Origin of the sequence: Luteitalea sp., assembly GCA_009377605.1 — a bacterium.
In the GTDB taxonomy this organism is placed as follows: Bacteria; Acidobacteriota; Vicinamibacteria; order Vicinamibacterales; family Vicinamibacteraceae; genus WHTT01.
In genome coordinates, this window is the sequence record WHTT01000047.1 from 18,129 (window position 1) to 42,992 (window position 24,864).

General features: G+C 64.4%; 24 protein-coding genes. 8 read left to right on the forward strand and 16 right to left on the reverse strand.

The annotated features are described in order from the left end of the window. Nucleotides 1-145: 145 nt before the first annotated feature. The 5 genes from GEV06_16215 to serB form a co-directional block, all read right to left on the reverse strand. Complete coding sequence (locus GEV06_16215) at nt 146-1,003, reverse strand: family 16 glycosylhydrolase (GenBank protein ID MPZ19441.1); 858 nt, start codon at nt 1,001-1,003, stop codon at nt 146-148. Further along, complete coding sequence (locus GEV06_16220; GenBank protein MPZ19442.1) at nt 937-1,482, reverse strand: GNAT family N-acetyltransferase; 546 nt, start codon at nt 1,480-1,482, stop codon at nt 937-939. Before GEV06_16220 ends, GEV06_16215 begins: the two co-directional genes overlap by 67 nt. Before the next feature lie 143 nt (nt 1,483-1,625). Beyond that, nucleotides 1,626-2,168 carry a DUF1697 domain-containing protein gene (locus GEV06_16225; protein ID MPZ19443.1) on the reverse strand — a complete coding sequence of 181 codons (543 nt, stop codon included), beginning with the start codon at nt 2,166-2,168 and terminating at the stop codon, nt 1,626-1,628. 28 nt (nt 2,169-2,196) lie between these two features. Next, nucleotides 2,197-4,617, reverse strand: coding sequence for an FtsX-like permease family protein (locus GEV06_16230; protein ID MPZ19444.1), 2,421 nt, complete (start codon nt 4,615-4,617; stop codon nt 2,197-2,199). 96 nt (nt 4,618-4,713) lie between these two features. Further along, nucleotides 4,714-5,946 (reverse strand): phosphoserine phosphatase SerB, encoded by a 1,233-nt coding sequence (serB, locus tag GEV06_16235; GenBank protein ID MPZ19445.1) that lies wholly within the window; start codon nt 5,944-5,946, stop codon nt 4,714-4,716. A 78-nt stretch (nt 5,947-6,024) separates the two neighbouring features. On the opposite strand from serB, the gene GEV06_16240 reads away from it, so the two are divergent. Beyond that, nucleotides 6,025-6,423 (forward strand): hypothetical protein, encoded by a 399-nt coding sequence (locus GEV06_16240; GenBank protein ID MPZ19446.1) that lies wholly within the window; start codon nt 6,025-6,027, stop codon nt 6,421-6,423. 131 nt (nt 6,424-6,554) lie between these two features. Here GEV06_16240 and GEV06_16245 read toward each other — a convergent pair whose 3' ends face one another. Continuing rightward, on the reverse strand, nt 6,555-9,347 hold the full coding sequence (locus GEV06_16245; GenBank protein ID MPZ19447.1) for a hypothetical protein: 2,793 nt from the start codon (nt 9,345-9,347) through the stop codon (nt 6,555-6,557). Nucleotides 9,348-9,422: 75 nt separating this feature from the next. Beyond that, nucleotides 9,423-11,564, reverse strand: coding sequence for a DUF3604 domain-containing protein (locus tag GEV06_16250; GenBank protein ID MPZ19448.1), 2,142 nt, complete (start codon nt 11,562-11,564; stop codon nt 9,423-9,425). Nucleotides 11,565-11,706: 142 nt separating this feature from the next. Between GEV06_16250 and GEV06_16255 the strand changes: the two genes are divergently transcribed. Both GEV06_16255 and GEV06_16260 read left to right on the forward strand, forming a co-directional pair. Then, the gene (locus tag GEV06_16255; protein ID MPZ19449.1) at nt 11,707-12,168 is read left to right on the forward strand and encodes an OsmC family peroxiredoxin; all 462 of its coding nucleotides are present in this window, start codon (nt 11,707-11,709) and stop codon (nt 12,166-12,168) included. A 122-nt stretch (nt 12,169-12,290) separates the two neighbouring features. After that, entirely contained in the window at nt 12,291-12,980 is a 690-nt protein-coding gene (locus GEV06_16260; GenBank protein MPZ19450.1) for a hypothetical protein, read from the forward strand. Between the two features lie 58 nt (nt 12,981-13,038). Here GEV06_16260 and GEV06_16265 read toward each other — a convergent pair whose 3' ends face one another. From GEV06_16265 to GEV06_16280, 4 genes are all read right to left on the reverse strand, one after another. Continuing rightward, on the reverse strand, nt 13,039-13,584 hold the full coding sequence (locus GEV06_16265) for a hypothetical protein (protein MPZ19451.1): 546 nt from the start codon (nt 13,582-13,584) through the stop codon (nt 13,039-13,041). After that, nucleotides 13,572-13,856 (reverse strand): hypothetical protein, encoded by a 285-nt coding sequence (locus GEV06_16270; GenBank protein MPZ19452.1) that lies wholly within the window; start codon nt 13,854-13,856, stop codon nt 13,572-13,574. The genes GEV06_16265 and GEV06_16270 overlap by 13 nt, the downstream gene beginning before the upstream one ends. Before the next feature lie 173 nt (nt 13,857-14,029). Next, entirely contained in the window at nt 14,030-14,851 is an 822-nt protein-coding gene (locus GEV06_16275; GenBank protein MPZ19453.1) for a methyltransferase domain-containing protein, read from the reverse strand. 50 nt (nt 14,852-14,901) lie between these two features. Beyond that, entirely contained in the window at nt 14,902-15,198 is a 297-nt protein-coding gene (locus GEV06_16280) for an SDR family oxidoreductase (protein MPZ19454.1), read from the reverse strand. A gap of 98 nt (nt 15,199-15,296) precedes the next feature. Between GEV06_16280 and GEV06_16285 the strand changes: the two genes are divergently transcribed. Continuing rightward, nucleotides 15,297-15,608, forward strand: a complete 312-nt coding sequence (locus GEV06_16285; protein ID MPZ19455.1) for a transcriptional regulator — start codon at nt 15,297-15,299, stop codon at nt 15,606-15,608. 21 nt (nt 15,609-15,629) lie between these two features. Further along, the gene (locus GEV06_16290; GenBank protein ID MPZ19456.1) at nt 15,630-16,985 is read left to right on the forward strand and encodes an FAD-binding protein; all 1,356 of its coding nucleotides are present in this window, start codon (nt 15,630-15,632) and stop codon (nt 16,983-16,985) included. Nucleotides 16,986-17,058: 73 nt separating this feature from the next. On the opposite strand, the gene GEV06_16295 is transcribed toward GEV06_16290, so the two are convergent. Continuing rightward, a complete protein-coding gene (locus GEV06_16295) occupies nt 17,059-17,427 on the reverse strand; it encodes a LysR family transcriptional regulator (protein MPZ19457.1) in 369 nt (122 codons plus the stop codon). On the opposite strand from GEV06_16295, the gene modA reads away from it, so the two are divergent. From modA to modC, 3 genes are read left to right on the forward strand one after another with little or no spacing between them, the layout of a single operon-like run. Then, nucleotides 17,426-18,244: a molybdate ABC transporter substrate-binding protein gene (gene modA, locus GEV06_16300; protein ID MPZ19458.1), complete on the forward strand. Its 819-nt coding sequence runs from the start codon at nt 17,426-17,428 to the stop codon at nt 18,242-18,244. The two genes, GEV06_16295 and modA, sit on opposite strands and share 2 nt — an antisense overlap. A 22-nt stretch (nt 18,245-18,266) precedes the next feature. Next, nucleotides 18,267-18,935, forward strand: a complete 669-nt coding sequence (gene modB, locus GEV06_16305; GenBank protein ID MPZ19459.1) for a molybdate ABC transporter permease subunit — start codon at nt 18,267-18,269, stop codon at nt 18,933-18,935. Further along, a complete protein-coding gene (gene modC, locus GEV06_16310; protein ID MPZ19460.1) occupies nt 18,928-20,031 on the forward strand; it encodes a molybdenum ABC transporter ATP-binding protein in 1,104 nt (367 codons plus the stop codon). Before modB ends, modC begins: the two co-directional genes overlap by 8 nt. A 30-nt stretch (nt 20,032-20,061) precedes the next feature. Here the strand turns inward: modC and uxaC are convergent, their stop codons facing one another. From uxaC to GEV06_16330, 4 genes are all read right to left on the reverse strand, one after another. Continuing rightward, on the reverse strand, nt 20,062-21,465 hold the full coding sequence (uxaC, locus tag GEV06_16315; GenBank protein ID MPZ19461.1) for a glucuronate isomerase: 1,404 nt from the start codon (nt 21,463-21,465) through the stop codon (nt 20,062-20,064). A gap of 67 nt (nt 21,466-21,532) precedes the next feature. After that, nucleotides 21,533-22,165 carry a nucleotide exchange factor GrpE gene (gene grpE / locus GEV06_16320; protein ID MPZ19462.1) on the reverse strand — a complete coding sequence of 211 codons (633 nt, stop codon included), beginning with the start codon at nt 22,163-22,165 and terminating at the stop codon, nt 21,533-21,535. An 8-nt stretch (nt 22,166-22,173) separates the two neighbouring features. After that, nucleotides 22,174-24,522, reverse strand: coding sequence for an ATP-dependent Clp protease ATP-binding subunit ClpA (gene clpA / locus GEV06_16325; protein ID MPZ19463.1), 2,349 nt, complete (start codon nt 24,520-24,522; stop codon nt 22,174-22,176). A 6-nt stretch (nt 24,523-24,528) separates the two neighbouring features. Next, a complete protein-coding gene (locus GEV06_16330; protein ID MPZ19464.1) occupies nt 24,529-24,843 on the reverse strand; it encodes an ATP-dependent Clp protease adaptor ClpS in 315 nt (104 codons plus the stop codon). Nucleotides 24,844-24,864 lie beyond the last annotated feature (21 nt).

Consider the following 24,864-nt stretch of genomic DNA (forward strand, 5'->3'; position numbering starts at 1 on the left):
CCCCAGGGCCGCTTCCGCCGCCATCGAGGCCCCTGCCTTCTGGCGCATGCCGTATCACCACGGTCGACGCACCGCAGGCAATCCGCCGCGGCGTTTCCGCGCAAACGTACGTCCCGTCGGTATCCTCGAGCACCGCCTTGGCGGATTATTGCGGCTTCTTCTCGTAAAAGCGGACGTAGTCGAAGTAGACGTGTCCTGGGAGCCGACTGTCGTCGACGCGATCCGTGTTGCCAAGGTGGGATGCAATAGAGGTCAGCCAGATATGTAAGTCGCCCTGAGGCTGACCGGAGATGTCCAGGCTCTGCACGAGCTTGCCGTCGAAGAAGTACCTGACCTCGCTCGGTGTGTATTCGCAGCCGTAGACGTGAAAGTCCGACAATGGTGGCGTCTGAACGTTCTTATGCCCGAAGGAGGCGTGCTCACCCTTCCAGCGGTGTGTGTTCACGCCGTAACGATTGAGGTTGATGGAATCGTTCTCAATGACGTCCAGCTCGAGGTCGGCAGCGTTGGTGCCCGTGCCTCCCGAGCCATCGTGCTTCATCATCCAGAAGGACGAGTGCCAACCCTTGCCGGCTGCGATACGAAAGCGCGCTTCATAGTAGCCGTAGCCGAAGAGCCGCTTGCTGATCACCCCTGCTCCTGTGTACTTCTTAGCTTCTCTCTTCTGCTTGCGGAGTGTGAGCAGTAGATCGCCGTTCTCAACTGAAACGTTCTGCGGCGCCTGCGCGCTCCAGTGCTTCGAGTCCGTGCGATAGTTCCAATGTGCGGTATCCAGCGAGGCTCCCTCGAACTCATCCGACCAGACGAGCACGTAGCCTGCGAGGGGTGTCTCACCGGACTCTGCGGGGGCCGACGAAGCGACGCTCAGGAGCACGATCACGGTCGGTATCAGTCGTTTCATGAGGGCCTCCGAGTCCGGCGCAGGCTTTGTGTGGGCTACTCTAGGTGGCGCGCCATGACGCGATCCTGTTGCACGTCGCGGCCAAGGACGAAGGGCTGCCATCCGACATCGACATAACCAGCTTTGCGATAGAAAGCGATGGCGCGGGTATTGTGGTCCCAGACGCCTAGCCACATCGTCCGTGCGCCGCGCTCGACGGCTTTCGCCTCGATCGCGCGGATCAAGGGTAGCGCCAGCCCTTGGCCCTGCCAGCCGCGGTCGACGTAGAGGCGTCGAAGCTCCATGGGCACCGCTCCCTCGACGCACGCAGGCGGCGGCGCGTCGGACATCTGAGCGTAGGCAACGAGCTGCCCGTCCTGCTCCACCAGTAGTGTCACCGAGGCCTCGTCTGTCAGCTCGCGCGTCTGCGTTGCCGCGCCAAAGGCCTGCGCGACATAGAGAGCCATGTTCTCGGGTGTGTTGTCGGCCGCGAAGGTGTCGAGAAAGCTTTGCCGCGCGAAATCTGTCAATGCCGCCGCATCATCGACAGTGGCAAGACGGATGGCAACCGCTGTGGCGGCCCGCTCCATGCGATCGCTCATCGCGAGACGCCGCCTTCAGCCGCGCGGACCAGGGTGACCGCGAGCTCTGTTGCAAGGTCGGCCAGCACATTAGAAGCATCCATTGTCGGATCATAAGCGGTGATCTTCTGATCGTCCTAGATCGACACTAGTTTGGACGCGGGCTACCCGAGGAGTTTGGCCATTTCGAGCACCTTGCCAACGGTGCGCCAGTTGCGGGCCGTGGCCTCGACGCCAAGGTGGCGCACGGCGCGCTCGGCCAGCTTCGACGTACCGAAGCCGTCCGGCGTGTAGAGATAGAACACCTTGTCGATTAGCTCGAAGGCTTCGCCGCCTGCTTTGAGCTCGCGCAATGCGCCGAGATTCGGCGAGGAGGGCTTGCTCGCGAGAAAGAACAAGTGCAGCGCCTTTGGATTGGCGTCGGCCTGTGGGAACGGGTTCGAGCGCGCGGCGCGTTCCAACTCCGCCACCCTGAGCACGAGTACGCGCGGCTGGAATCCATGGCTCTTCAGCACGGCGTTGCCAATCTGTTTTTCCAACGTGGGTGCGTTCGCCTTGGCACTCCGGAACACCACGTTGCCGCTTTGAATATATGTCCGAACGTCGGTTAACCCTTGTTTGCCGAGCAACGCCGCCAGCTCCTTCATCGGCAGCATGTGGTTGCCACCGACGTTGATCCCGCGAAGGAACGCGATCCAGCTGGACATGAGGGGCCACGCTATCACTTTCGTCCGATCAGTAGTCCGCCCGCAGCACCGCGACCGGATCCGCGCGCGTCGCCCGCTGCGCGGGAATATAGCAGGCCGCGAGCGCCACGACGAGGAGGACCAGCGGCACGCCGGCCAGCGTGAGGGGATCGGCGGGACTAACGCAGAACAGAAGGGATTGGAGCACGCTGCCGCCGGCGAGGGCGGTGGCCAATCCCAGGAGGATGCCGGCGCCGGTCATCATCGCGCCCTGGCGCAGCACGAGCGCGCGCAGACGCGACGGCGATGCGCCCAAGGCGTGCCGGATCGCCAGCTCGCGCGTTCTCCGTCGAACGATATAGGCGAGCATCGCGTAGAGCCCGACGCCTGCCAATAGAAGAGCGCCGATGCCGAAGACACCGAGCAGAACCGCGCTGAGACGCGGTTGCGCGAGCTCCCCTGCCAGGAGACGCGCCATCGTCTGCGCCTCCGTCACGAGGACGTCTGGATCCGTCTCCTGCACCGCATGGCGAATGGACGGCAGGACCGCGGCAGGCTCCCCGCTCGTGCGGATTGCAAGCATGTGCCCAACGAAGCTGGCTCCCGCAAACTGTCGATGGGGGAGGTAAACGGTGGGCAACGGCTCACGCATGGCCCGGTAGCGCGTTTCGGGGACGACGCCTACGACAGTCCACCAGTCCTCCGGCTGCTTCGGCTGTCCAAAGCCGAGACGCTTTCCCACGGCGTCCTGGGCGGGCCAAAAGAGCCGAGCCACCGTCTCGCTGACGACGACCGCGCGCGGGCTGTTCTCGCGGTCTGCGTCGGTGAGGGGTCGACCGCGCAGAAGCGGTATGTCGAGTGTACGGAAGTAGCCAGGGCCCACCACTTCCATGTTGAGGAGTGGGCGAGTCGCTTCGGCTGCTTCTGGCTTGCCTTCGGCGACGAAGTGTCCATCGATGCCCCCCATCGCGCCGCCAAACGGCATCAGGCTCAGCGACGCGACCGAGACGACACCCGGAAGCGCTTCGAGGCGCGGGATGAGGCGATCGTAGAGCGCGCGCACCTGCGCAGGGCTCTCGAACTTCGTTCCGGGCCGAGCCAACTGCACTATCGCAAGCCGGTCGGAGATGAAGCCCATGTCCAAGCGTTCGAGCTCACGGAGGCTTCGGCCGAGCAAACTGGCGGCGACGAGCACGATGACCGCGAGCGCGATTTGAAAGACAACGAGCGCATGCTGCGCGCGTCGTCTACCCTTCGGCGCGGTGCTGGATCGATTGCTGGCCCGCAACGAGGAAGCCCCGGCGCGCGAGGCAAAGAGCGCCGGGAAGAGCCCGAAGGCCAAAGTAGCGGCACCCGTGATGCCAGCGGCAATCCAGAGAGGGACGCCAGTGAGCCGAATCTCTTCGAGCCGCGGAAGCTCTGGCGGCGCCAGGATGAGCAGACCGCGGACGAGACCCACCGCGAGCAGGGCGCCCAGCAGCCCACCCGCGACAGCCAGCACGGAGCTCTCGGTGAGAAGCTGACGCAGGATCCGTCCTCTGCTCGCCCCGAGCGCGTGTCGTGTCGCAATTTCGGGCATCCGGCCCGAAGCGCGGGCGAGCAGCAGGTTCGCCACATTGACGCACGCGATGAGCAGGAGCAGCGCCGCGGCGGCCGACAGGAGAAACAGCGCCGGTCGCACATTGCCGATCACGACGTCCCGCAGCGAGCTCGCAGCGGCACGGAGATCGCCCCGATTGATGGGATCCTCACGTTCGAAAGAAGCCCGCAGCTCTGCGGCGGCCTGCGCCGGCGTGGCGTGCGCTGCCAGCCGCCCGAGCGGCACCACCTCGAGCTTGATGAATGGGACCAGCGGCACCCAGAGATCCGCGCCACCGGGATATTCGAGCCCCGGCTGCGCCACGCCCACCACCGTGTACGTGAGCTCCCGCTCATGCAGCGTGAGGCGGCGGCCGATCACGTCGCGATTGCCACCGAAGCGCCTGCGCCAGAGGCCGTGGCTGATCACCGCCACCCGCTCCGCCCCTTCCACATCGTCATCCGGTCGCAGCGTGCGTCCGATGAACGGCGGCGAGCCGAGCAGGCCGAAGAAGTTGCCCGTCACGGGTGCTACGTTCAGCGTGAGCGCCCGCTCGCCGTCACGCACCGCCGTACGTGAGGCGCGCATGTTGAGCACGCCAGCAACTTCCTGCAACGTGTGCGGGTTCTGACGGAAGCGCTCGAAGTGCTCATAATGAAGCGGCAGGCGACGCAGGCTTCCGTCTGCTTCTCCCCAGAGCACGACGACGCGTTCCTGTTCCTGCACCGGCAGCGGGCGCCGCAAGACGGCGTCGAAGACCGTGAACATGGCAGCGGCCAGACCGATGCCGAAGGCGAGCGTGATGACAGCGGCCGCCGCGAAGCCGGGGTCGCGCGCCGACGTTCGGACGGCGAGCCGGACATCCTGTTTCAGCGCGTCCAACGAGGTCATGTGGGAGCGCCTCCTGCCACCAGTATCTACGGTAGGCCCGACCTGTAGCTCGGGCGTTGACGTTCTGCGATTGCGCGCCCGACCTGAAGGTCGGGCCTACACCGGCACGCGCTCGAGGCTCAGGCCATCGGCGGCGTCGGCAGCCTCGACCTCTGCCCTGGTGACGCCGAGCAGGAACAGGACCGCGTCGAGGAACGGCTGCGAGAGCGCGGTGTCGGCCACTTCACGAAGCGCCGGCTTGGCGTTGAACGCGACGCCCAGCCCGGCGGCGGACAGCATGTCGATGTCGTTGGCCCCGTCACCGACCGCCACCGACTGGGTCAGCGGAATCCCGTACTGCTCGGCGAACCGGCGGAGGGCAATCGCCTTGCCCGGCCGGTCCACGATGTCGCCGACCAGCCGGCCGGTGAGTCGGCCGTCAACGACTTCCAGCTCATTGGCTGCGCAGAAGTCCAGACCCAGCTCGTCGACGAGCCGCTGCACAACCTGCGTGAAGCCGCCCGACACCACACCGCAGCGGAATCCGAGCCGCCGCAACGTCCGCACGGTGGTCCGCGCCCCCGGTGTGAGCTCGAGCGTCTCTCGCACCTCGTCGAGCACCGACGCGGGTAGTCCCTTCAACAGGGCGACGCGCGCTGTCAGCGATGCCGTGAAGTCCAGCTCGCCGCGCATCGCCGCGTCGGTGATTCGCTTGACGTCTCCGAGACAGCCGACGCACGCCGCGAGCATCTCGATGACCTCACCCTGGATCAATGTCGAGTCCACATCGAACACCACGAGCCGCTTCGCCCGTCTGGCCAGACCGGCACGTTCGACGGCGATGTCCAGACCGACGCGCGAGGAGATGGTGGCCAGGGCCGATCTGAGCTCGGCGTCCGAACGCGGCGTGGCCTCTGGCACGGACACACCCAATTCCAGACCGGTGACCGGATAGTCGGCGACACGCCGGATTGCGTCGATGTTGACGCCCAACGACGCGAGCTCTCCTGCCACCTCGGTGAAGGCGTGAGCCGTCACCGGGCGTCCGAGCACGACCACGACGTGGCTCGAAGACAACCGCGCCGGCAATCGCTCTTCCACGCCCACCTCGACGTCGACCAGCATGCCGATGCTCCCCATCGTCTGTCCGACCGCCTCCTGCAACTCCTCTGGAGCTCCGTCGAAGGCAACCAGGACTCCGAGCACCAATCTCCCCCTGATGACGACCTGCTCGACGTCGAGCACCTCGACCGCGTGCCGGCTGAGCGTCGCGAACAGCGCGGACGTAACGCCTGGTTTGTCAGGCCCGGTCACGGTTATTAGCGCAGTGGTGACGTTCGGTATGGTCACAGCTAAATTCTACTGCGGCCGTGACTGGACCGACCGATTCACGTGCCGCCGCTGCGCGAGCGCCGCGACGATATCCTCATGCTCGTCCGCCACTTCGCACAGCAGTTCGCACGGCGGATGAGGAGGGGCATCGAGCTCATTCCTTCGGAAAGCATGGAGGCGCTCGTCCGCTACGACTGGCCGGGCAATATCCGTGAGCTGCAGAACCTCATCGAGCGCGCGGTCATTCTCTCGCGTGGTCCAGCATTGGAGGTTCCGGTCGCTGAGCTGAGCACGCGGCAGTCGGCGCCGTTCCCAACGTCGCCGTCGGAGACCCTCGAGCAGGCTGATCGCAGACACATTGTCGCCGTGCTCGAGGCGACCAACTGGGTGGTTGCTGGTCCCAACGGTGCAGCCGCCCGTCTGGGGATGAAGCGCTCCACGGTGCAGTTCCGCATACAGAAGCTGGGGATCACCCGGCCCGGCCGGCCGTCATAAGCACACGCTGTCGAGGTGCGCACGCCGTGCCGCGCCACGCATCAACACACGTAGCGCAGGCCTTCAGGCCTGCCAGTCGCCGCTCGGGCAGGCCTAAAGGCCTGCGCTACGACCGACCATCCACGTGAGCCCTAATTCCGTGAATCCGCAGCCGCCTGCGACGGCTCGGCGACGGCACTCTGGAGCTTCCCGAGCTCCGCGGCGGTGACTGGCGTCGATGGGCCGTGGAACAGCGCGTTGAACAGCAGCTTGTAGGTCGCGCGCGTCTGCGAGCGGAAGTGGACCTGTGTCCCGAGCGTTACGACATAGCCACGCCCGACCCGGAAGGCAACGACGTTGGCTTGATCGTGGAGGAGCTCCTCACCGAGCAACCAGCCGCTTTGCAGGATTGGACCCTCGGAGGGATACCGTGCGACCACTTCGGGGCGGATATCGAACGACGGTGTGAGGCGATACGCCTGATCCGACTCGAAGAACACCGGCCAGGATGCCGGCATGCCGAAGCCGATCGGATGATCGACGTCGAAGTCGTTCTGCAGCAGCGAGCCGGGGCAGTAGAACCGCGCTTCGGGCTCGATGACGCGCTCGCTCAGGGTCGCGGCCAGGCGCGCGGGGCTGGAGAAGGTCTCGCGCAGCACCTGGTTCGTCTCGGCTGTCGTCGCAGGCTCGCTGGGCGTCTCCTCTTCGCTTGACCCGCGCCCTCGGCGGCGCGACTCGGGCAGCACCTTTTCAATCGGCAGATCGAGCAGCGCGCGCGCCGTCTCCACCGAGCTGCCGGTGGCCACCAGCGTCCCGCCGTCGCGGACCCACTGCGCGAGCTTCTTCCACCCGTCCTCACCCACACCGTAGGCCCACTCCCACGTCTTGTCGTGCGTTGCCGGATCGAGGCCGTCGACGATAGTCTCGCGGCTGATCCCGTCGGGCAGGACGATGGCATCGTAACGGTTGGCGAGATCGCCGGCGAAATCTGTCGACGAAACGACGTCGTGGCTCATGCCGTACTGCTCGAAGGTCCACTGGAGCCACCCGCCAGGCATGTTGTTCGCGCCGCGCCACAGCCCAATGCGCGTCGGCGCTTTCAAGCGGAAGCCTGCAACCGCGAGCGGATCGTCCGCCCCGATCACTTCGAGGCCCGTCTCGCGTGCGACGGTCTCGAGCAGGCCGCGGGCCTCATTCGAGGCTGGCACCACCCAGGTGCCTGCTGCGAGGGCCTGACCGTTGAGTGTTGCGCCCGAAGCCGTGCGAAAGAGCGGAATACCCGCCTTCTGCAAGCGCGCCGCCGCCACGAAGCCGGCGTTCGACTCCGGCCCGAACACGTAGGCCCAGCGCGGCGACGCAGGCAGCGGCGACTGCACCGGCTCGAGATCCGTGACGCGTTCGAGCGACGCTTGGAACGGCTCCGCGATCGGGTCGACCGACACGCCCATCAGGTATCCGAGCGTGTGGCCTGTCACGTCGTACGGCGGCTTCGGCGGGCCCCCAGGGAAGAGCCGCAGATCCGGATAGACCTGCTTCTCCAGCATCGTCTTTGCAAACGCGCCGTAAGGCTGTGCAAGATGGATGACATACGATCCGGCCGCGTAGGACTTGCCGCCGGCCTGGAAGGCGCTCGTTGCCTGCTCGATCTCGACCGCTCCGGTCCTCAGGATGTCGAGCAGCTCGTAGGTCGCCAGCGGATCGCGCTGACCTGCCGGCACGACAAACGCGTGGGGCGAGCCCTTCCAATTCACCCACTCACGGTGGACCTTGTAGAAGTTGGTGAGGAACTCAGCGTGGTACTTCGCGACGTGTGAGATACCGGCGAGCGCCGCAGTTACCCCATAGTCGACGATTTGCGACAGCCGCCACTCGCTCTTCGAGTACGGCTTCGGGAAGTTGACGCGCACCTCCTGCGGGCCGAGTGGTGTGTCCTTTCCTTCCGGGCTCGAGTACGGATCTGCGAGATTCGCGGATGCAATCTCGGTCAGGATGCGTGGCTGGCCATGGTAGACCATGTACTGGCGCGCCGGCGTCCAGAGGTCGTACCGCTCGTTGAACGCGACGCCTTCCTTCCCTTCGGCGATGAGCGCTCCTGCCATGGCTTGCCCGACCTGCGCCTGCTCCTGCGCGAGAATCGGGTGGAAGTTCACGTCGTAGGGCTCCTGGAACGGCGGTACGAAGATCCGCGACCCCGTTTGCCCCTGCTGGTGCATGTCATGCGTGATGACTGGTTTGTAATGGTTCTGCACGCGCTCGACCATCAACCGCGTCTCTTTCTGCGTGAACATGAACCAGTCGCGGTTGTCGTCATGTCCCACATATTTGTGGTACAGGTCCGGATACACCCGCTCGAGATCCGTGCCTTTCGTCTTGTACCAGTGATCGATCACCATCACCTGGCCGTCTGGATTCTGCGACGGCACGAGCAGCAGCACGGAGTTGTCCAGAATCTCCTGTGTCGCAGGGCCGGAGTCGGTCGCCAGCTTGTGCGCGACGCGCAGGATCGCCTGCCCGTTGCCTACCTCGGTAGAGTGGATCGTGGCATACAAGAGATAGAAGGGGCGTCCTTCGCGCGCGAGCTGCGTCGCCTCCGCCTCGTCTACTCCGCGCGGGTCGGCCAGCCGCCGGTTGATCTCCACCAGACGATCCAGCCGCTCCAGGTTCTCAGGGGAGCTAATCGTCACGAGCGCGTAGGGGTTCCCGAGCGTTGTCTTGCCCAGCTCCTCGTACCGCACGCGATCGCTCTGCTTCGCCAGGTGCTGGAAGTACTCCAGCGCCTTCGGATAACGGACCAGCTCTCCGTCGGCACCGATCTCGAAGCCGACGAACTGTGCTGGTGTCTGCACCTGCCGAGGGGCGGTGACGCTCTGCTGCGCAGCCGGCAGGGCCTGCACCAGGAGCGCGAGAGCAAGACAGACTGCGAAAGGACCGAAGCGATATCGCATGGTAAGAGTCTACACGCAGCTTCCACGGCTGCGCACGAGACGAGGTGGGCCTTCCGAACAGTCTACGCTCAACGATCACGGTTCGTTTCTCAGCTCGTCGGTAACCCAGATAGGACTGGACCACGCCATGGCAATGCGGTTTCGCACCATCCGTTTCTGCCGCAAACGAACATAGTAGATGGAGTCCTCGCGAAACGTCCGATCGCGATCTTTCCAGTGAAAGTCGAGCGCGTGCGGCTCGATGGAGTAAATCACCTCGAACCCGCCGTCCGTGCGGCTATGGCGCAGCACCTCCAATTTCTCGATCACATCGGTTCCGTGCGCTTCCACCTCCAACAGCGGGAGGTGCTGCGTACTGATCCGCGTTCCCATGGGCTCGCCGTTGATCCGGAAATCCAGCAGAATCCGTACTCCGGTCGTCCCGTATGTCCGACGCTCGTAGAGCCCATCGAAGATCTCCGCGCGGGTCAGACCGGTCGCGGAAACGGCGCTCAGGCCCCAGTGGGGGCGGCCCGGGTGCGAGCGGTGGTCATCGCTGGCGGCGATCGTGCTGAGCATCAGACCGGCCATCCAGGCATCCTGGGCGAATTGAGGAGCGCGAGCCGACCGGCGCGGCTCGCTGAAGTCGCTCTGCTCGAACGCGAGCGGATGGTCCGGTTGGTAGGCTTCACTCAGGCCGTGGGCGGAGTAGATCTCGAAGTTTCGTTGGAATTCCGGATCGTGAGGCTCCCAGCGAACACCTTGCGGAAACGCCCCAGTATGGTGAGGAATCGTCAACCCTTCTCCTGCGTTCAGGGCCTTCCACAAGTCTGGGAGCGTTGCACTCTCGGGAGCCAGCAGCGGCCCGGGCCGGCCTCGGAAATACACATTCCGATGTCCGTAGGGTGCGCCAAAGGAGGTTTCATAGCCGAACAAGGTCGCGAACGCTCCGGGCTGGTCGTACTCTTCCGCCAGTTGCTTGTATTCCTCCCAGACGTGCGGTCCGAGGCCGCGGGTAAATCCTCCCTCGGGAGTTCGGCTGTGATCGGTCAAGCTGAAGAAATCCAGGCCGGCGATATCTCGAGCGTACTCGTAGGGATTTCGCCCAACGCCGTCCCAACTGTAATGCGAGTGTGAATGCAGATCCCCCCAGTAGATTCGCCGCTTCGGTGGGGTCGAATGAACCATCATGGGATTGCCCGCCGTTCGAAGAATCCCTCCTCGTGCCGTTGCTTCGACGCGTACGAGTCCAGCGCGCTTGGGGGTGAAGCGCACACGTGCCCAGCCCTGTCCCCGCATGAACGAGACGGTGGCAGGAACATCCGCTTCTCCTTCGACCACGTCGAGACGCGCTTCTTCGGCAAAAGCGGTGGACGGATTGCCGTACTCGTCCACCACCGCCAACGATAGCGTTGCTGGCGTGCCGGCCACGAGAGCCGACTGTCCGGAGAGCCGTAGCTCGGCCGCCGGGCGGCTGACAATGTGCACGGTGGGGTGGTCTGGAAGGCGCTGAAACTTTTCCGTTCCGTCATGGTCTACAGCCGCCAGGATCGGCTCGGGCGGCGTGCTGACGATGCCGGCCTTCATCCCGCGGCTGCCCATGGAGGTGTCGCCGTAGGTCACCGAGACGGTATCGCCCTCCTGGAGCTCGCCCTCCCCAACGGTGACTCGTACGACAAAGACATATCGCTCCAACCGACCATCCAACCCAGGCCGCGCCGACTTGACGAGATAGCTCGCGCTTTCTGATTCGACTGCCGTCTCGAGCCGCACGTTGTCGCGAGAAGACCGACTGGAGATGTAGTGATCGCCTTTCGCGTCGGTTGACTGGAGCCGATTCGCAGAGTTCCGATCGCCCGCATGCCAGGAATCGGGGAACTGAACGCGTAGCGCACCCCCCTTGGCAATTCCACGTGACCCGACACGATAGGTGACCGTCCAGGTTCCGAAATCTCCCGCAACGGCCGTTGTGGGACTGACCGAGATCTCGCCGTCGGCGCTCTTCGACGTACGGGTGACGGCCACCCCAAGGGCGGCGAGACAGATAACACACAGGAGAAGGCGTGTTCTCTCGACCATGTTCGGTTTGAAGATCATATTCTGAAACAAGGACGAGTCAACCGAGTGAGGGGGAAACGGACCAGTGGTGCGTGAGGCTCTCGGGGTCGCGCGGGCATTTTGCCGAGGTGGGATATCCTCTGTTGTCAGAGCGTCGCTCGTGCGGCACGATGAAGGCATGATGCGCGAACTCGCCCCGGCCGGGGCCAGTTCGGCGCGGTTCTTGCCGGCGTGGACGTTCAGGTCACGGATCCCTACGAACACCGAACGTCGTCTCTCTTATCAGAACGGCGCGATCACCATTCCCTCAGGTAAGCAGCACATGAGCATGTACACAACGACCGTCGTATGGACGCGCGCAGCGGACGAGCTGTTCAATGACAACAAGTATTCCCGGGCCCACGAATGGCGCTTCGACGGCGGCACCGTGGTTCCAGCCTCTAGCTCGCCTCAGGTGGTGAAGCTGCCACTGTCGAAAGAGGACGCCGTGGACCCGGAAGAAGCGTTCGTCGCCTCGCTGTCCTCCTGCCACATGCTTTTCTTCCTATCCTATGCGGCCAAGGGTCAATTCGTCATTGATCGATACGAGGATGAAGCCGTCGGCGAGATGGGAAAGAACGCGAACGGTAACATAGCAATACTGAGGGTCGTCCTGCGTCCACAAGTTACGTGGGCGGGAAACCGGCCCTCGCGTGAGCAGCTCGATGCGCTGCATCACCGCGCGCACGAATCGTGTTACATCGCGAACTCTGTGAAAACGGAAATCCTCGTCGAGCCGCGGTAGCACGAAAGCCCTCTTTCTCAAGTTGGGCATAGCCGCGGGGCGGATGCTGCGTGCACCGAGCCCACTCGCACGAGTGGCCTGCGTATACGCGCATGCGCGTGTGGCGCGCAATGAGGAGACCGATGAGCAACTTTCGTCGATGGTGGCCCAAACGCCTCGGTGCTGGCGACGTGTCCAAGGAACTTTCGCAGCAGGCCGACGATATGGAGGCGCAGCGATCAATACCAGGTATCCGGATCAAGGCCAGCGGCGACAACGCACTGGTCACCGTCGATCTAGACGAGATCGGACCCGAAGCGCAGCCATTGATCATGGAGGAAATGGCCCAGCAGGAGGGGCTGGCCATCTTCAGAGGAAGCGTCGAGCACGGTTATGCGATGCGTGCGGTTGCGTCCCACCTACAGTGTCCGCGCTGCAAAGCTCAGACGCGGCAGCAGATGGCGAACTTCATCTATGCCACCAACATCGCACCGCGCGCCATGTTCGCCCCAGCCGGGTACTTCTGCACCGCCTGTCCGACCGTCATCGTCGACGAGAATCTCATAGCGGTCGGCTTGAAAGAGGGTTACAGGTTTCGCGCTGTGGTCGGCATCGATTATGGCAGAGAGAGGGACCCCGACCTCTTCAGAACGTGGAATGGTCACGAGCCCATGTACATTCTTGACGAAGAGGGGCGGGTGATGGATTTGGTAACGGGCGACCAACGCCATTCCACGGAGCGCGCACATCGGCGGCATGCAGGTCGCGACTCAACGACAGGCAAACGGCGTCGAAGGATGGCCCAACAGTCTCGCCGACGAAACAGGCGGTGAGCATGATCCTGCCGGCTGTAATCTTTCCGCGTCCTACGGATGGCGACGACGCGCGGATTCACGAAGAGCTCGCATCTGAACCGGCAGACTCGACGCAGGCTTCGACAGATCGGCGAAAACTGCGGGGATCAATCGATGGGTAGCGGTACAATTCTGGCTCGATAGCTGTGAAGAGATCCAAGAGACGCTTCGGGTCAATCAGTCCTCTCTTCAGCATTTCTTCCACGTCGGTGATGTCCTGGGCGTGACCCCGCTCCAACTTCGATAGAGCCTGAGCGTAGTAGTCGTAGTGGCGAAATGTCAGGTGGCGCTGTTGTTGGACGAAGGTACTGCGCTCTTCCCACCCGGGTAGTTGAGGGATGAAGTCATCCGGTGAGGCGAGCTCCACGTTGATCTCCAACTCTTCCTTCAACCGTGGAATCGCCCGGAGCAGACGGTCCTGCTCGGGAACGATCTTCAGGTCAACATCGATCGTCGTTGCCCGCCATCCATTGAGGAGCGCTGTCGCTCCGCCTGTGAAATACACGCAAGCCGACTTGTCAGCTTCCGCTGCTAGCGCTCGCATAAACTGGTAGAGACGGTCGACGTCGGTTAGCTTACGCATGCCAGCGCCCGTTCGAAACTGACCAGTCGCCGGAGAAGCGCGTTGTAGCGGCTGTGCGCGGAGTCGGGATCGCTAGCGGCCAGGCGCTCGTAGAGACGAAGCTCGGGCGTCTTCTCGGCCAAAACGGACAGGCGAGGCACATCCACGCCGAGGCGCCGTAGTCGCGGAGCTCCAATGAGTACGAGGAGAGCCGCCTCAGTCTCTTCGCCTAAGGCAAGTTCCTGGAGACCCCGTTCAATCAGCTCACTCCCCGGGAGTGCGAGTGTGCCCACATTCCAAATATAGCTCGACAGCGGCGTGCCCGCACACTGGCGGCTTCCGTTTCGAGCGCACCGAGGTTACGTCGGGAGGGAGTGTACGTCGTGTTTATAGTGACCCGTGCCACGACATCTTCACTCCTGCCGCAAGGCTGACGGACGCGCGTACGAGCACCCGGTACCGTCGCTCACACCTTTGTCGCGCGCGTGATCAGGTAATCCTGCCGAACGAGATTGTCTTCGAAGTACCCTGCAATGAGCTCGTCGAGCTCTCGCCGGAATGTTGCGAGTCGGGCGGGATCTGCCGCCGTCAACGATTCGACCAACTTCATCACCTGGCCAGAGGTGCGCTCCAGCATCGCCCGCATGTGCTGCGGGCTCAGCGCCGGCACCGGCATGCGGGCGCGATCGAACGTGACGTCCGCGACGCCGGCACCGAGACGCTCGCGGATGACGCTCGGATCGCCCCACAATGCCGGCGATACGACACCGGCCGGCGGCTCGGGCAAGTAGCGTCCAAGGAGCGCGATCAGCCGTCCGATGTAGAGCTCCGGCGGCCAGGTCGCGAACGCGATCGTCCCGCCCGGCTTCAAGACGCGCAGCAACTCACTCACGGCGACATCAGGCCTTGGTGCGAAGATGTGTCCGAATTGACTCAGGACGATGTCGAACGTCGCGTCGTCGAACGGCAGCTCTTCGACATCGCCTTGGCGCCACTCGATCTCGACGCTCGCGAGACGCGCGTTCTCACGCGCACGCTCGAGCAGCTCGGGCGTCAGATCGAGTCCCGTGACGTGGGCACCCAGCCGCGCGGCCGTGACCGCGACCACGCCGGTCCCGCACGCCACATCGAGCACGCGTCGTCCGGCGGCGACCTGCGCACGTTTGACCAGCACCGCCGCCGCCGGCGTCGTCAGCGCCTCGAGCGCCGTGAAATGCACCCACGATTGCTTTTGAGCTTCTTTGAATTGCGTCAGTGCGTCCGGGCTGATCTCTGGGGATGATGACATGAACAACCTCCAGCGCGGTCGCATATAACGGTGGCATAGAAACGGGGAGATTAGAAGGCTACACCGCCCCCCGCCTGGACGTTCTGCGCCGTCACCCAATGCCCGTCAGGTGAAGTAAGGAACGCGACGACCGCGGCCACTTCATCCGCGCTGCCGGTCCGGCTGAAGGGCGACAGCGATGCGCCGTAGACACGCATCTCGTTCAGCATCATGTCGGTCTCGGTGAATCCGGGAGAGATGGTGTTGACGTTGATGTTGCGAGGTCCAAGCTCGCGGGCGAGCGTGGGCACGAACTGCTCGGCCGCCCCCTTGCTGGCAACGTAAATGGAGGATCCGGCCATGTTCATTCTGGTAGCGCCTGTAGAGACGACCGCGATGGATCCGCCTTCTTGTGTGCCACGTGAGCCTCGAGGTCGAAGCACAAACTGCCACCTGCCAGATTTACATGACGCTTGCGGCCATCGGCGGGAGATGGAAGCCGCTAATCATCTACCGACTCTTCCAGGGCACCAAACGGTTCTCCGAGTTGAAGCGTGGGATCGCGGGCGTCACGCAGAAGATGCTGACGCAGCAGCTGCGGGAGCTCGAACGCAGCGGTTTGGTGACGAGGAAAGTGTATCCTGAGGTGCCGCCGCGGGTGGAGTATTCGTTGACGGCCACCGGTCAAAGTCTCCGTGGCGTGATGAGCGCGATGAGCGCATGGGGCGAGCGCTACAAGCTCGTCAACGGCTGCAGGGTCGTGAAGAAGCGAGCGTAACCGTCTCGTGGGGAGAAGCGCATGCCCGTGAACAAGCGAACATTCCTGAAGATGTCGGCGGCCGTGCTGGCCAGCGCTGCTCTGCCGCGGGAGATCGAAAGCGCCCAAAACAGCACGGAGCGAAACTGGGCTGGCAACATCGAATACAGCACGGCGCAGATCCACTCTCCCAAGACGCTGGACGAGGTCCGGCAGGTCGTGAAGCGGTGCCGCAAGCTGCGGGCGCTGGGCACCCGCCATTCCTTCAATCAGATCGCAGACAGCACGGAAAATCTCGTCTCGGTCTGGCATCTCGACCAGGTCGTGTCGTTGGACAAAGCGTCACGGACGGTCACCGTCGGGGCCGGTATGCGCTACGGCGAGCTGAGCGAGTATCTGCACGAGAAGGGCTTTGCGCTGCACAACCTGGCTTCACTGCCGCATATCTCCGTTGCTGGCGCTTGCGCGACGGGAACGCACGGGTCCGGCGTCGAGAACGGGAATCTGGCCACGGCAGTGCTCGGGCTGGAGGTCGTCACTGCCGATGGCGAGGTCCTGACGCTATCGCGCGACAAGGATGGCGATCGCTTCGACGGCACCGTCGTGGCGCTTGGCGGTCTGGGAGTCGTGACCGCGGTGACGCTCGAGATCCAGCCGACCTTCAGCGTGAGGCAGGACGTCTACCAGAACCTGCCAGTGAAGCAGGTGCGTGGGCATCTCGACGAGATCCTGGCGAGCGGCTATAGCGTCAGCTTGTTCACCGACTGGCAGGGGGACACGGTCAACCAGGTCTGGGTCAAGACCCGAATCGGCGAGGAGACTGCCCAAACGGGAGGGCCCGAGCTATTCGGCGCGAAGCTTGCCGCGAAGAACTTGCACCCCATTGCAGAGCTCTCCGCTGAGAATTGTACCGAGCAGATGGGCGTCGCCGGGCCGTGGCACGAGCGGCTGCCACACTTCCGTCTGAACTTCACCCCGAGCAGCGGCGAAGAGCTGCAGTCGGAGTATTTCGTGCCTCGCGACCACGCACTGAAGGCGCTGACTGCCGTCTACGAGCTGCGCGATCGCATTGCACCACACCTCTTGATCTCCGAGGTGCGAACCATCGACGCCGACCGTTTCTGGATGAGCCCCTGCTACCAGCAGCCCTGTCTGACCATTCATTTCACGTGGAAACAGGACTGGCCCGCCGTCAAAGCGCTGCTTCCAGTGATCGAACAGGCCCTCGAGCCGTTCGACGTCAGGCCGCACTGGGGCAAGCTGTTCACGATCCCCTCGTCACGGCTGAGTGCCCGGTATCAGAGGCTACCGGCGTTTCGGGAGCTATTGGCCGCGCACGACCCTCAGGGCAAGTTTCGCAACGCATTCTTCGAGACGCACATCTTCGGCGGCGCCTGACGTGCGCGATTCTATATTCCTTGAAATATAACGACTCGTGTATGCTGGTGCGGGACGCCTACCGTGGCGGCCACTACGCGGTCTGCGCCGTGCGCCGCTGCCGTGGGCGTCTGAGGCGGCGCTGCAATGCGGCCGCGTCCCGTGCGACCGCGCGGCGAGATGCGGCTTCCATGGCGTGGTAGCGGTTGATGATCTCGAGGCCGAACGGTGTGAGCGTGGCAGCTCCACCACGCCTGCCGCCGGCCAGCGTCCGGACGGCTGGCTCGCGGAACATCCGATTGACGCTGTCGACGAGCAACCAAGCACGACGATAGGACATATCCATCGCGCGCGCCGCGGCGCTGATCGAGCCGCAATCGCGGATCCCTTCGAGGAGCTGGACCTTGCCCGGGCCGATCCAAGCGTCTGGCCGGAAATAGACGCGCAAGAAGAGTCTCGTCATGACGGCGCAATCCTACGCCAACCGTATCAGATCAGTACTGGCGTCAACGCTGAGAGAGACGTGCTGCGTGGTCCTCGTGTGGGTGGCGCTGACGACGTGTCTCGGGGCTCAGCAACCTCCCGCCGTCGCAGCGGCCGCCAATCTGAAGTTCGCGCTCGAAAAGATTGGGCGGCAGTTCGCCGCTCAGCAGGGAGAGGGCGTGAGCTTGATCTTTGGGTCCTCCGGCAATCTGACCCGTCAAATCCTCGATGGGGCGCCCTTCGAGCTATTTCTCTCCGCAGACGAGGCGTTCGTGACCAAGCTTGCCGATGCCCGCCTGACCCGTGATCGGGGCGTGCTCTACGCGCTCGGTCGCCTCGTGATCTTCGCGCCGGAGGGATCGCCACTCGAGACCGATGCGGAGCTCGAAGGGCTCCGCGCGCTGCTGGCGCGCGGCGGAAGCCACCGATTCGCGATTGCCAATCCGGAGCATGCACCTTACGGGAGGGCAGCGGAGGCCGTGTTGCGCGCCAAAGGTCTCTGGGCGCCGCTGCAGCCGTCACTCGTCTTGGGCGAGAACATCGCGCAGGCGGCGCAGTTCGCGACCACCGGCAACGCCGTGGGCGGGCTACTTGCCTACTCGACCGTGCTGGCCCCGCCGCTCGCGGGCAAGGGCACCTACGCCCTGCTTCCCGAGGCCGATCAGCCGCCGCTGCGACAGCGGATGGTGCTGCTCGAACGTGCCGGCCCGGTCGCGGAACGCTTCTATCGCTATTTGCAGGCGTCCGAGGCGCGTGATGTGCTACGCCGGTATGGGTTCGCCCTGCCCGGCGACTGACAGGGTGAGAAAGCGATATCAGATGGATTGGACGGCGTTCACGCTCTCGATTCAGCTCGGTGCCGGGACGCTCGCCTTACTCCTGCCAATTGGCGTGGTCGTCGGCCGCATGCTGGCCGTGCGCCGTTTTGCGGGAAGGGGAGCAGTCGAGGCGCTCGTGGCGCTGCCGCTCGTGTTGCCGCCGACCGTCCTCGGGTTCTATCTCTTGGTCGCGTTTGGCGCCCGATCGCCGCTAGGTCAGTTCTTTGCATCACTGACCGGCCAGTCGTTGGCGTTCAGCTTCGAGGGGTTGCTGCTCGCGTCCGTGCTGATCAACCTTCCCTTCGCGGTGCAGCCCATCCAGCGCGCGTTCGAGAGCGTTCCCGTCGACGTGCGTGAGGCCGCGGCCTGCTGCGGGATGCCGTGGTGGCGCGCATGGCTCGCCATCGAGCTGCCCCTCGCGTGGCCTGGCATCGTAACCGCTGCCGTGTTGACGTTTGCACACACGCTCGGCGAGTTCGGTGTGGTTCTGATGGTTGGCGGCAACATCCCAGCCGAGACGCGCACGCTGAGCATCGCCATCTATGACCAGATGCAAGCGTTCGACGACCGAGGCGCGGGCATCATGGCGGCGACGCTTCTCGTCCTCGCGCTGGTAACGCTCGCCATGACCAACGCCCTGAGTCGTCGGGTTGGACGTCGGCATGCGTGAAGCAGCCATGTTGATGGTCGACGTCCAGCAGCGCGTCCCGATTCCATTGGACGTGAGCCTCTCGTGCGGTCCTGACGAGCTTCTGGCGGTGTTCGGGCCATCTGGCAGCGGCAAGACCACACTGTTGCGGTGTATCGCCGGCCTGCACCGACCGGTGCGGGGCCGCATCGCCTGTGCGGGGGAGATCTGGACGGACACAGAGTCTGGCCTGCACGTGCCGACGGAACGGCGGCGCGTGGGACTGGTCTTTCAGGACTATGCGTTGTTCCCGCACCTCACGGCTCGCGGCAACGTCATGGCGGCACTGGGCGAGCGGCGGCGACGGGAACGGCGCCAGGAAGCGGACCGTTGGTTGGCAGCGGTGCACCTGAACGGGCTCGAATCGCGGCGCCCCGCGGAGTTATCGGGCGGGCAGCGACAGCGCATCGCCCTGGCACGTGCGCTGGCGCGCGATCCACAGGTTCTCCTGCTCGACGAGCCATTTGCCGCCATTGACCGGGCGATCCGGACGAAATTGCACGACGAGCTCGATCTCTTGCGGCGACGCGTGCACATTCCAATTCTGCTGGTCACGCATGATTTCCACGACGTCGTGCGTCTTGCGACGCATGTTCTCGTGATGGAGCAAGGACGGGGCGTTGCTGCTGGACCGATCGAGACCCTCACGAGCCGCACGGACATTCCCTGGTCCCGCCATGCGCTGGATGCGGGCAGCGTGTTCGACGGGCAGGTCCGCGCCCGTGAGCACGCGCGTGGGCTCGCGGACGTGCAGTTTCCCGGCGGCAGTCTGCTCGTGCCCGACCGAGGCCTACCCGTCGGCGCTCACCTGCGCGTGCGCATCCCCGCTCGCGAGGTCATTCTCGCCGTCACGCGACCCGAGGGGCTGAGCCTGCACAACATCCTGGAAGGCCGTGTCGCTGCTGTTGCCCAGGATGCAGATGAGCAACTCGTGCAGATTGCCGTCGGTGACGGACGGCTCCTCGCAGCGGTTACCCGCGATGCCGTCAACCGGCTAGCGCTCGCACCAGGAAGGCCAGTGTACGCACTGATCAAATCGTTGTCGATTGATACGTATGGTCCGCACGTCGCTGGTTAACCACGAACCTTCGTGTTCTTCGTGGTGGTTTCAGCCGAGGCGATACGTCCGCTTCGCCAGCGTATACGACAGATCCACGATGAGCTCGTGGGCCTCTTCCTCTTCGAGGATGTGCCGGGTGACGAGACGACCGAGAAAGTTCGCATCGACGCGGCGACAGAGGTCATGCCTCGCGGGAATCGAAGGGAATGCACGGGTGTCGTCATTGAAGCCGGCCGTGTTGTAGAAGCCGGCTGTCTCCGTAGCAGCGTGCCGGAAGCGCAGCATCCCCTCGATGGAGTCGTGGAACCACCAGGGCGGACCGAGGCGCACCGCGGGATAGTGGCCTGCCAGCGGCGCGAGCTCTCGTGTGTACGTGGTTTCGTCGAGCGTGAACAAAACGAGGGTGAAGGTTGGCTCGTTGCCGTACTTGTTGAGCAGCTCCTGCAGGTTTCGCGTGTACTCGGTTGCGACCGGGATGTCACAGCCCCGGTCAGGGCCGAAGCGCTGATAGATGCGCTGATTGTGGTTGCGGAGCGAGCCCGGGTGGATTTGCATCACTAGCCCGTCCTCGACACTCATGCGCGCGAATTCCATGAGCATGTGCGCCGTGAAGGCCCGCGCATCATCCGCGGAGGCTTGCCCTGCCAAGGCACGCGCGAAGATGGCCGCCGCTTCCGCCTCGGAGAGCTCGTGCGTGTACGGCGCGACGACCGCGTGATCCGTGGCTGTGGCGCCCTGTGCCTTGAAGAATGCGCGCCGCGCCTCGAGGGCTGTGATGAACCTGCGGAGCTCGGCAATCTCCTGTCCTGTTTGCTCACCGAGTCGAGTGATCTCGGCCCGCCACTTCGGGTGAAGGATATCAACCGCGAGGTCTGGCCGAAATGTGGGACGGATGTTGCCCTTCCAGCCCGACGCGCGAAGCCGTTGGTGTAGCTCCAGCGTATCGGTGGCGGCATCGGTGGTGCACAGGACCTCGATGTTGAACTGCTCGAACAGCGCGCGCGGCCGGAACTCCGGGCGTGCCAGCTTGTCTTGGAGCTCGTCGTAGATGGCGTCGGCGGTATCGCCGCCAAGTGGTGTCGAGATACCGAACACGCCTTCGAGCTCCTCTTTGAGCCAGCAGCCGGTCGGTGTCGCCCGAAAGAGGTGGAAGTGCTCGGCGAAGCGCCGCCAGATCTCGTGCGGGTCTCCTTCGACTGGCGTGCCGTCGAGCGTGGGGATCCCTAGACGTTCCAGCGAGATCCCCTGCGAGTAGAGCATCCGCGTCACGTAATGATCCGGCACCACCAACAGCGTCGCCGGATCCGAGAACGCCCGATCGTCGGCCAGCAATCTGGGGTCGACGTGGCCATGAGGACAGATGAGGGAAAGCGATGCCGCCCGGTCGTAGAGCGCGCGGGCAACCGCCCGCGTAGCGGGGTCAGGATCGAAGTAACGGTCCGGATTGAGCATGATGGTAAAACGGGGACAGCCCCCGTTTTCCGCTATTCGAAAAACGGGGGCTGTCCCCGTTTCTCTCTCACGTGAGGGCTGGGGCTTGGGCGACGGCCACCTGCGCGGGCCGCAAGAGCTCGGCGCCTATCAGATAGCCCGGGGCGATGACGCCGGTGATGAGACCGTCCTGGCCAGGCTCCGCCGTCTGGACTGTCGTGACCGCCTCGTGACGCGTGGGGTCGAACCGCTCGCCCAGCGGATCGAGACGCGTGACGCCATACGTTTCGAGCTTCAGCAAGAACTGACGACGCACCAGCTCCACACCTTGAATGAGCGATTCGGTGCCAGATTGGCGCCGCGCCGTCTCCAGCGCACGATCGAGGTTGTCGATCACCTCGAGCAGATCGACGAGGAGCCCGCGTCGCCCCAGCTCCGCGTCGCGCGCCACCTCCTTTCTGAGCCGTGCGCGCGCCTCCTCGAACTCCCGTGATGCCTCTTTGTACTGGGTGATGTACTGCTGCAGGAGCTCATTCTTTTCCGCGAGGCGAAGCTCGAGCTCCTCGACGTATTTGGGCTTGCCTGGCTGCCACGGTTCATTGGTTGCGGCATCGGCACGCGTCGACGCAGGCTCGTCACGCTGCGCCCACCAACGGCGGTCCACGACCTTGATGTCCTGATCGGTTTCGGCGTTCGGTCGTTCCTTCGAGGGATTGTCCATTGCGGTCACTAACTCGTGATGTCGAAGGCGAGCTTCTCGCCGTCGAGCCTGATACGCACGTTACCGCCATGCTCGAGCCGACCGAAGAGGATCTCGTCGGTGAGCGGATCTCGCACCTCGGTCTGGATGACCCGCGCCAGCGGGCGTGCGCCGAAGTGCGGGTCGTACCCCTTGCGCCCGAGCCAAGCGCGCGCCTCCGGCTCGAGCGTGATGGCCACACGCCGCTCGGCGAGCTGCGCCTCGAGCTGCAGAATGAACTTCTCGACAATGGTCTCGACCACCTCCGGCGTGAGGTCGCCGAATGTGACGATGGCATCGAGACGATTTCTGAACTCCGGGCTGAACACTCGTTCCAGTGCCGTCTTCGCGCGGCTTCTGCCTGACTTCGACGCCGACAAGCTCCCAAAACCCACTGGCGTGGCGCTCATCTCTCGCGAGCCCGCGTTGGACGTCATGATGAGAATCACCTGCCGAAAGTCCGCCTTGCGCCCACCGTTGTCGGTCAGTGTGGCATGGTCCATCACCTGCAGCAGGATGTTGTAGACGTCCGGGTGCGCCTTCTCCATTTCGTCGAGCAGGAGCACGCTATAGGGGTGGGCACGGATCGCGTCGACGAGCAGGCCGCCCTGTTCGAAGCCGACGTAGCCGGGCGGCGCACCGATCAGCCGTGCCACGGCGTGCTTCTCCATGTACTCGCTCATGTCGAAGCGGATGAACTCGTTGCCGAGGTGGGTCCCGAGCTGCTTGGCCAACTCGGTCTTGCCGACGCCGGTCGGCCCGGTGAACAGGAAGCACCCGGCAGGCCGGTCGGGGCTGCCGAGACCCGCGCGGGCACGCTTGATGGCTGTCGCGACAGCGTGCACCGCCTCGTCTTGGCCGAAGACGACGCGCCTGAGAGCTTCCTCGAGCGTGCGCAGCCGCGCCTTGTCGGATGACGAGGTCTGCTTCTCTGGAATACGTGCGATGCGCGCGACCACACGCTCGATGTCTGCCGTGTCGACGCGGCGCCGCGGTGGGCGCTCGTCCTCGTTCGGCGGCGGCGTTGGAGCGGGCGTTAGCGTGACTGTCGCCACCGCCTTTGCGTTGGCAGCGGCGCCCGCGTCAGTCGAGAGCGGCTGCAAGCGCAGCATTGCGCCCGCCTCGTCGATCACGTCAATGGCGCTGTCCGGCAGCCGATAGTCGCGCAGATGCCGCGACGAAAGCTTGGCTGCGGCGTCAATTGCGCCATCGGTGTAGGTCACCTCGTGGTGCTCCTCGTAGCGCGGCTGCAGCCCTCTGAGGATCGCGACAGTCTCCTCGACGGACGGCTCCTCGACGACAATCTTCTGCAGCCGGCGGGCGAGCGCGCGGTCCTTCTCGATCTGCTTGAACTCGTCGAACGTGGTCGCCCCGATGACGCGGATCTCGCCAGCGACGAGCACGGGCTTGATCAGCGTGGCGAGATCCATCGTCCCGCCGGTGGTTGCACCGGCGCCAATCGTGGCGTGCATCTCGTCGATGAACAGGATCGGCTTCGACTGCGCGGCTAGTGCGCCGATCACAGCCTTGAATCGCTCCTCGAAGTCGCCGCGGAAGCGTGTGCCGGCGAGTAGCGCCGTCGTGTCGAGTGTGTAGACGTTCGCCTCCGCGAGCACATCCGGCACGTCCTCCTCGAGGAGCCGCTGCGCGAGCCCTTCCGCCAGCGCAGTCTTGCCCACACCCGCCTCGCCGACAAAGACTGGGTTGTTCTTGCGACGGCGGCACAGCACTTCGAGCGTCCGCTGGAGCTCCAGTGAGCGCCCGACCAGCGGGTCGAGGCGCCCCGCCCGCGCCCGTGCCGTCAAGTTCACGGCATACGCGTCGAGCGGATTTCGTGCGGTGGCGGATCCTTCGTCGCCAGAGCCGGCCGGCGCCGGTCCGCGCGGGCTCGTCTCGCGAACCATCGGCACTTTGGCGATGCCGTGCGTGATGTACTCGAGGACGTCGAGCCGGGTGACGCCTTGTGCCTCGAGGAGCTGCGCCGCGTGCGACCGCGTCTGTTGCATCAGCGCCGCGAGTAGGTCGCCCGCCTCGACTTCTCCCTTGCCGGCGCTCTGCACGTGCAGGACGGCCGTCTGGAGCACCCGCCGGAACGCCAGCGTTTGCTCCGGCTCCTTCTGATCGCCGCGTCGATGCGTCTCGACGTGCTGCTGCAGGAAGCGGTCCAGGTCGTGGCGCAGTCGTGGCAGATCCGCGCCGCACGCGGCGAGGATCCGCTCGCCCTCGGGGTCGTGTGCCAAGACGTACAACAAGTGCTCCAGCGTCAGGTGCGTGTGGCGTCGCGAGACCGCTTCGCGATACGCGACACCCAACAGGAGCTCAACTGAAGAGGAAAACATGGTTCTCTATTCCGGTTCCACACTCGCGCGAAGCGGAAACCCGTACTGGCGCGCCAGCTCGTGAACCGCCGTCACCTTCGTCTCCGCGACCTCGAACGGGTACAACCCGCAGAGCCCGCGCCCCTCCCGGTGTACCTTCATCATGATGCGAAACGACTCCGCCGGCGACTTGTGAAACACCTCCTCGAGGATCAGCACCACGAAATCCATCGTCGTGTAGTCGTCGTTGAGGAGAATCACCTTGAAGAGCGGCGGCTCCTGGGTGCGCTGATCCGGCCGCTCGTCTACTAGCTCGCCCGTCTGCGGATGCTCATCCGGCATAGTGTACGAATCAGAAACCCT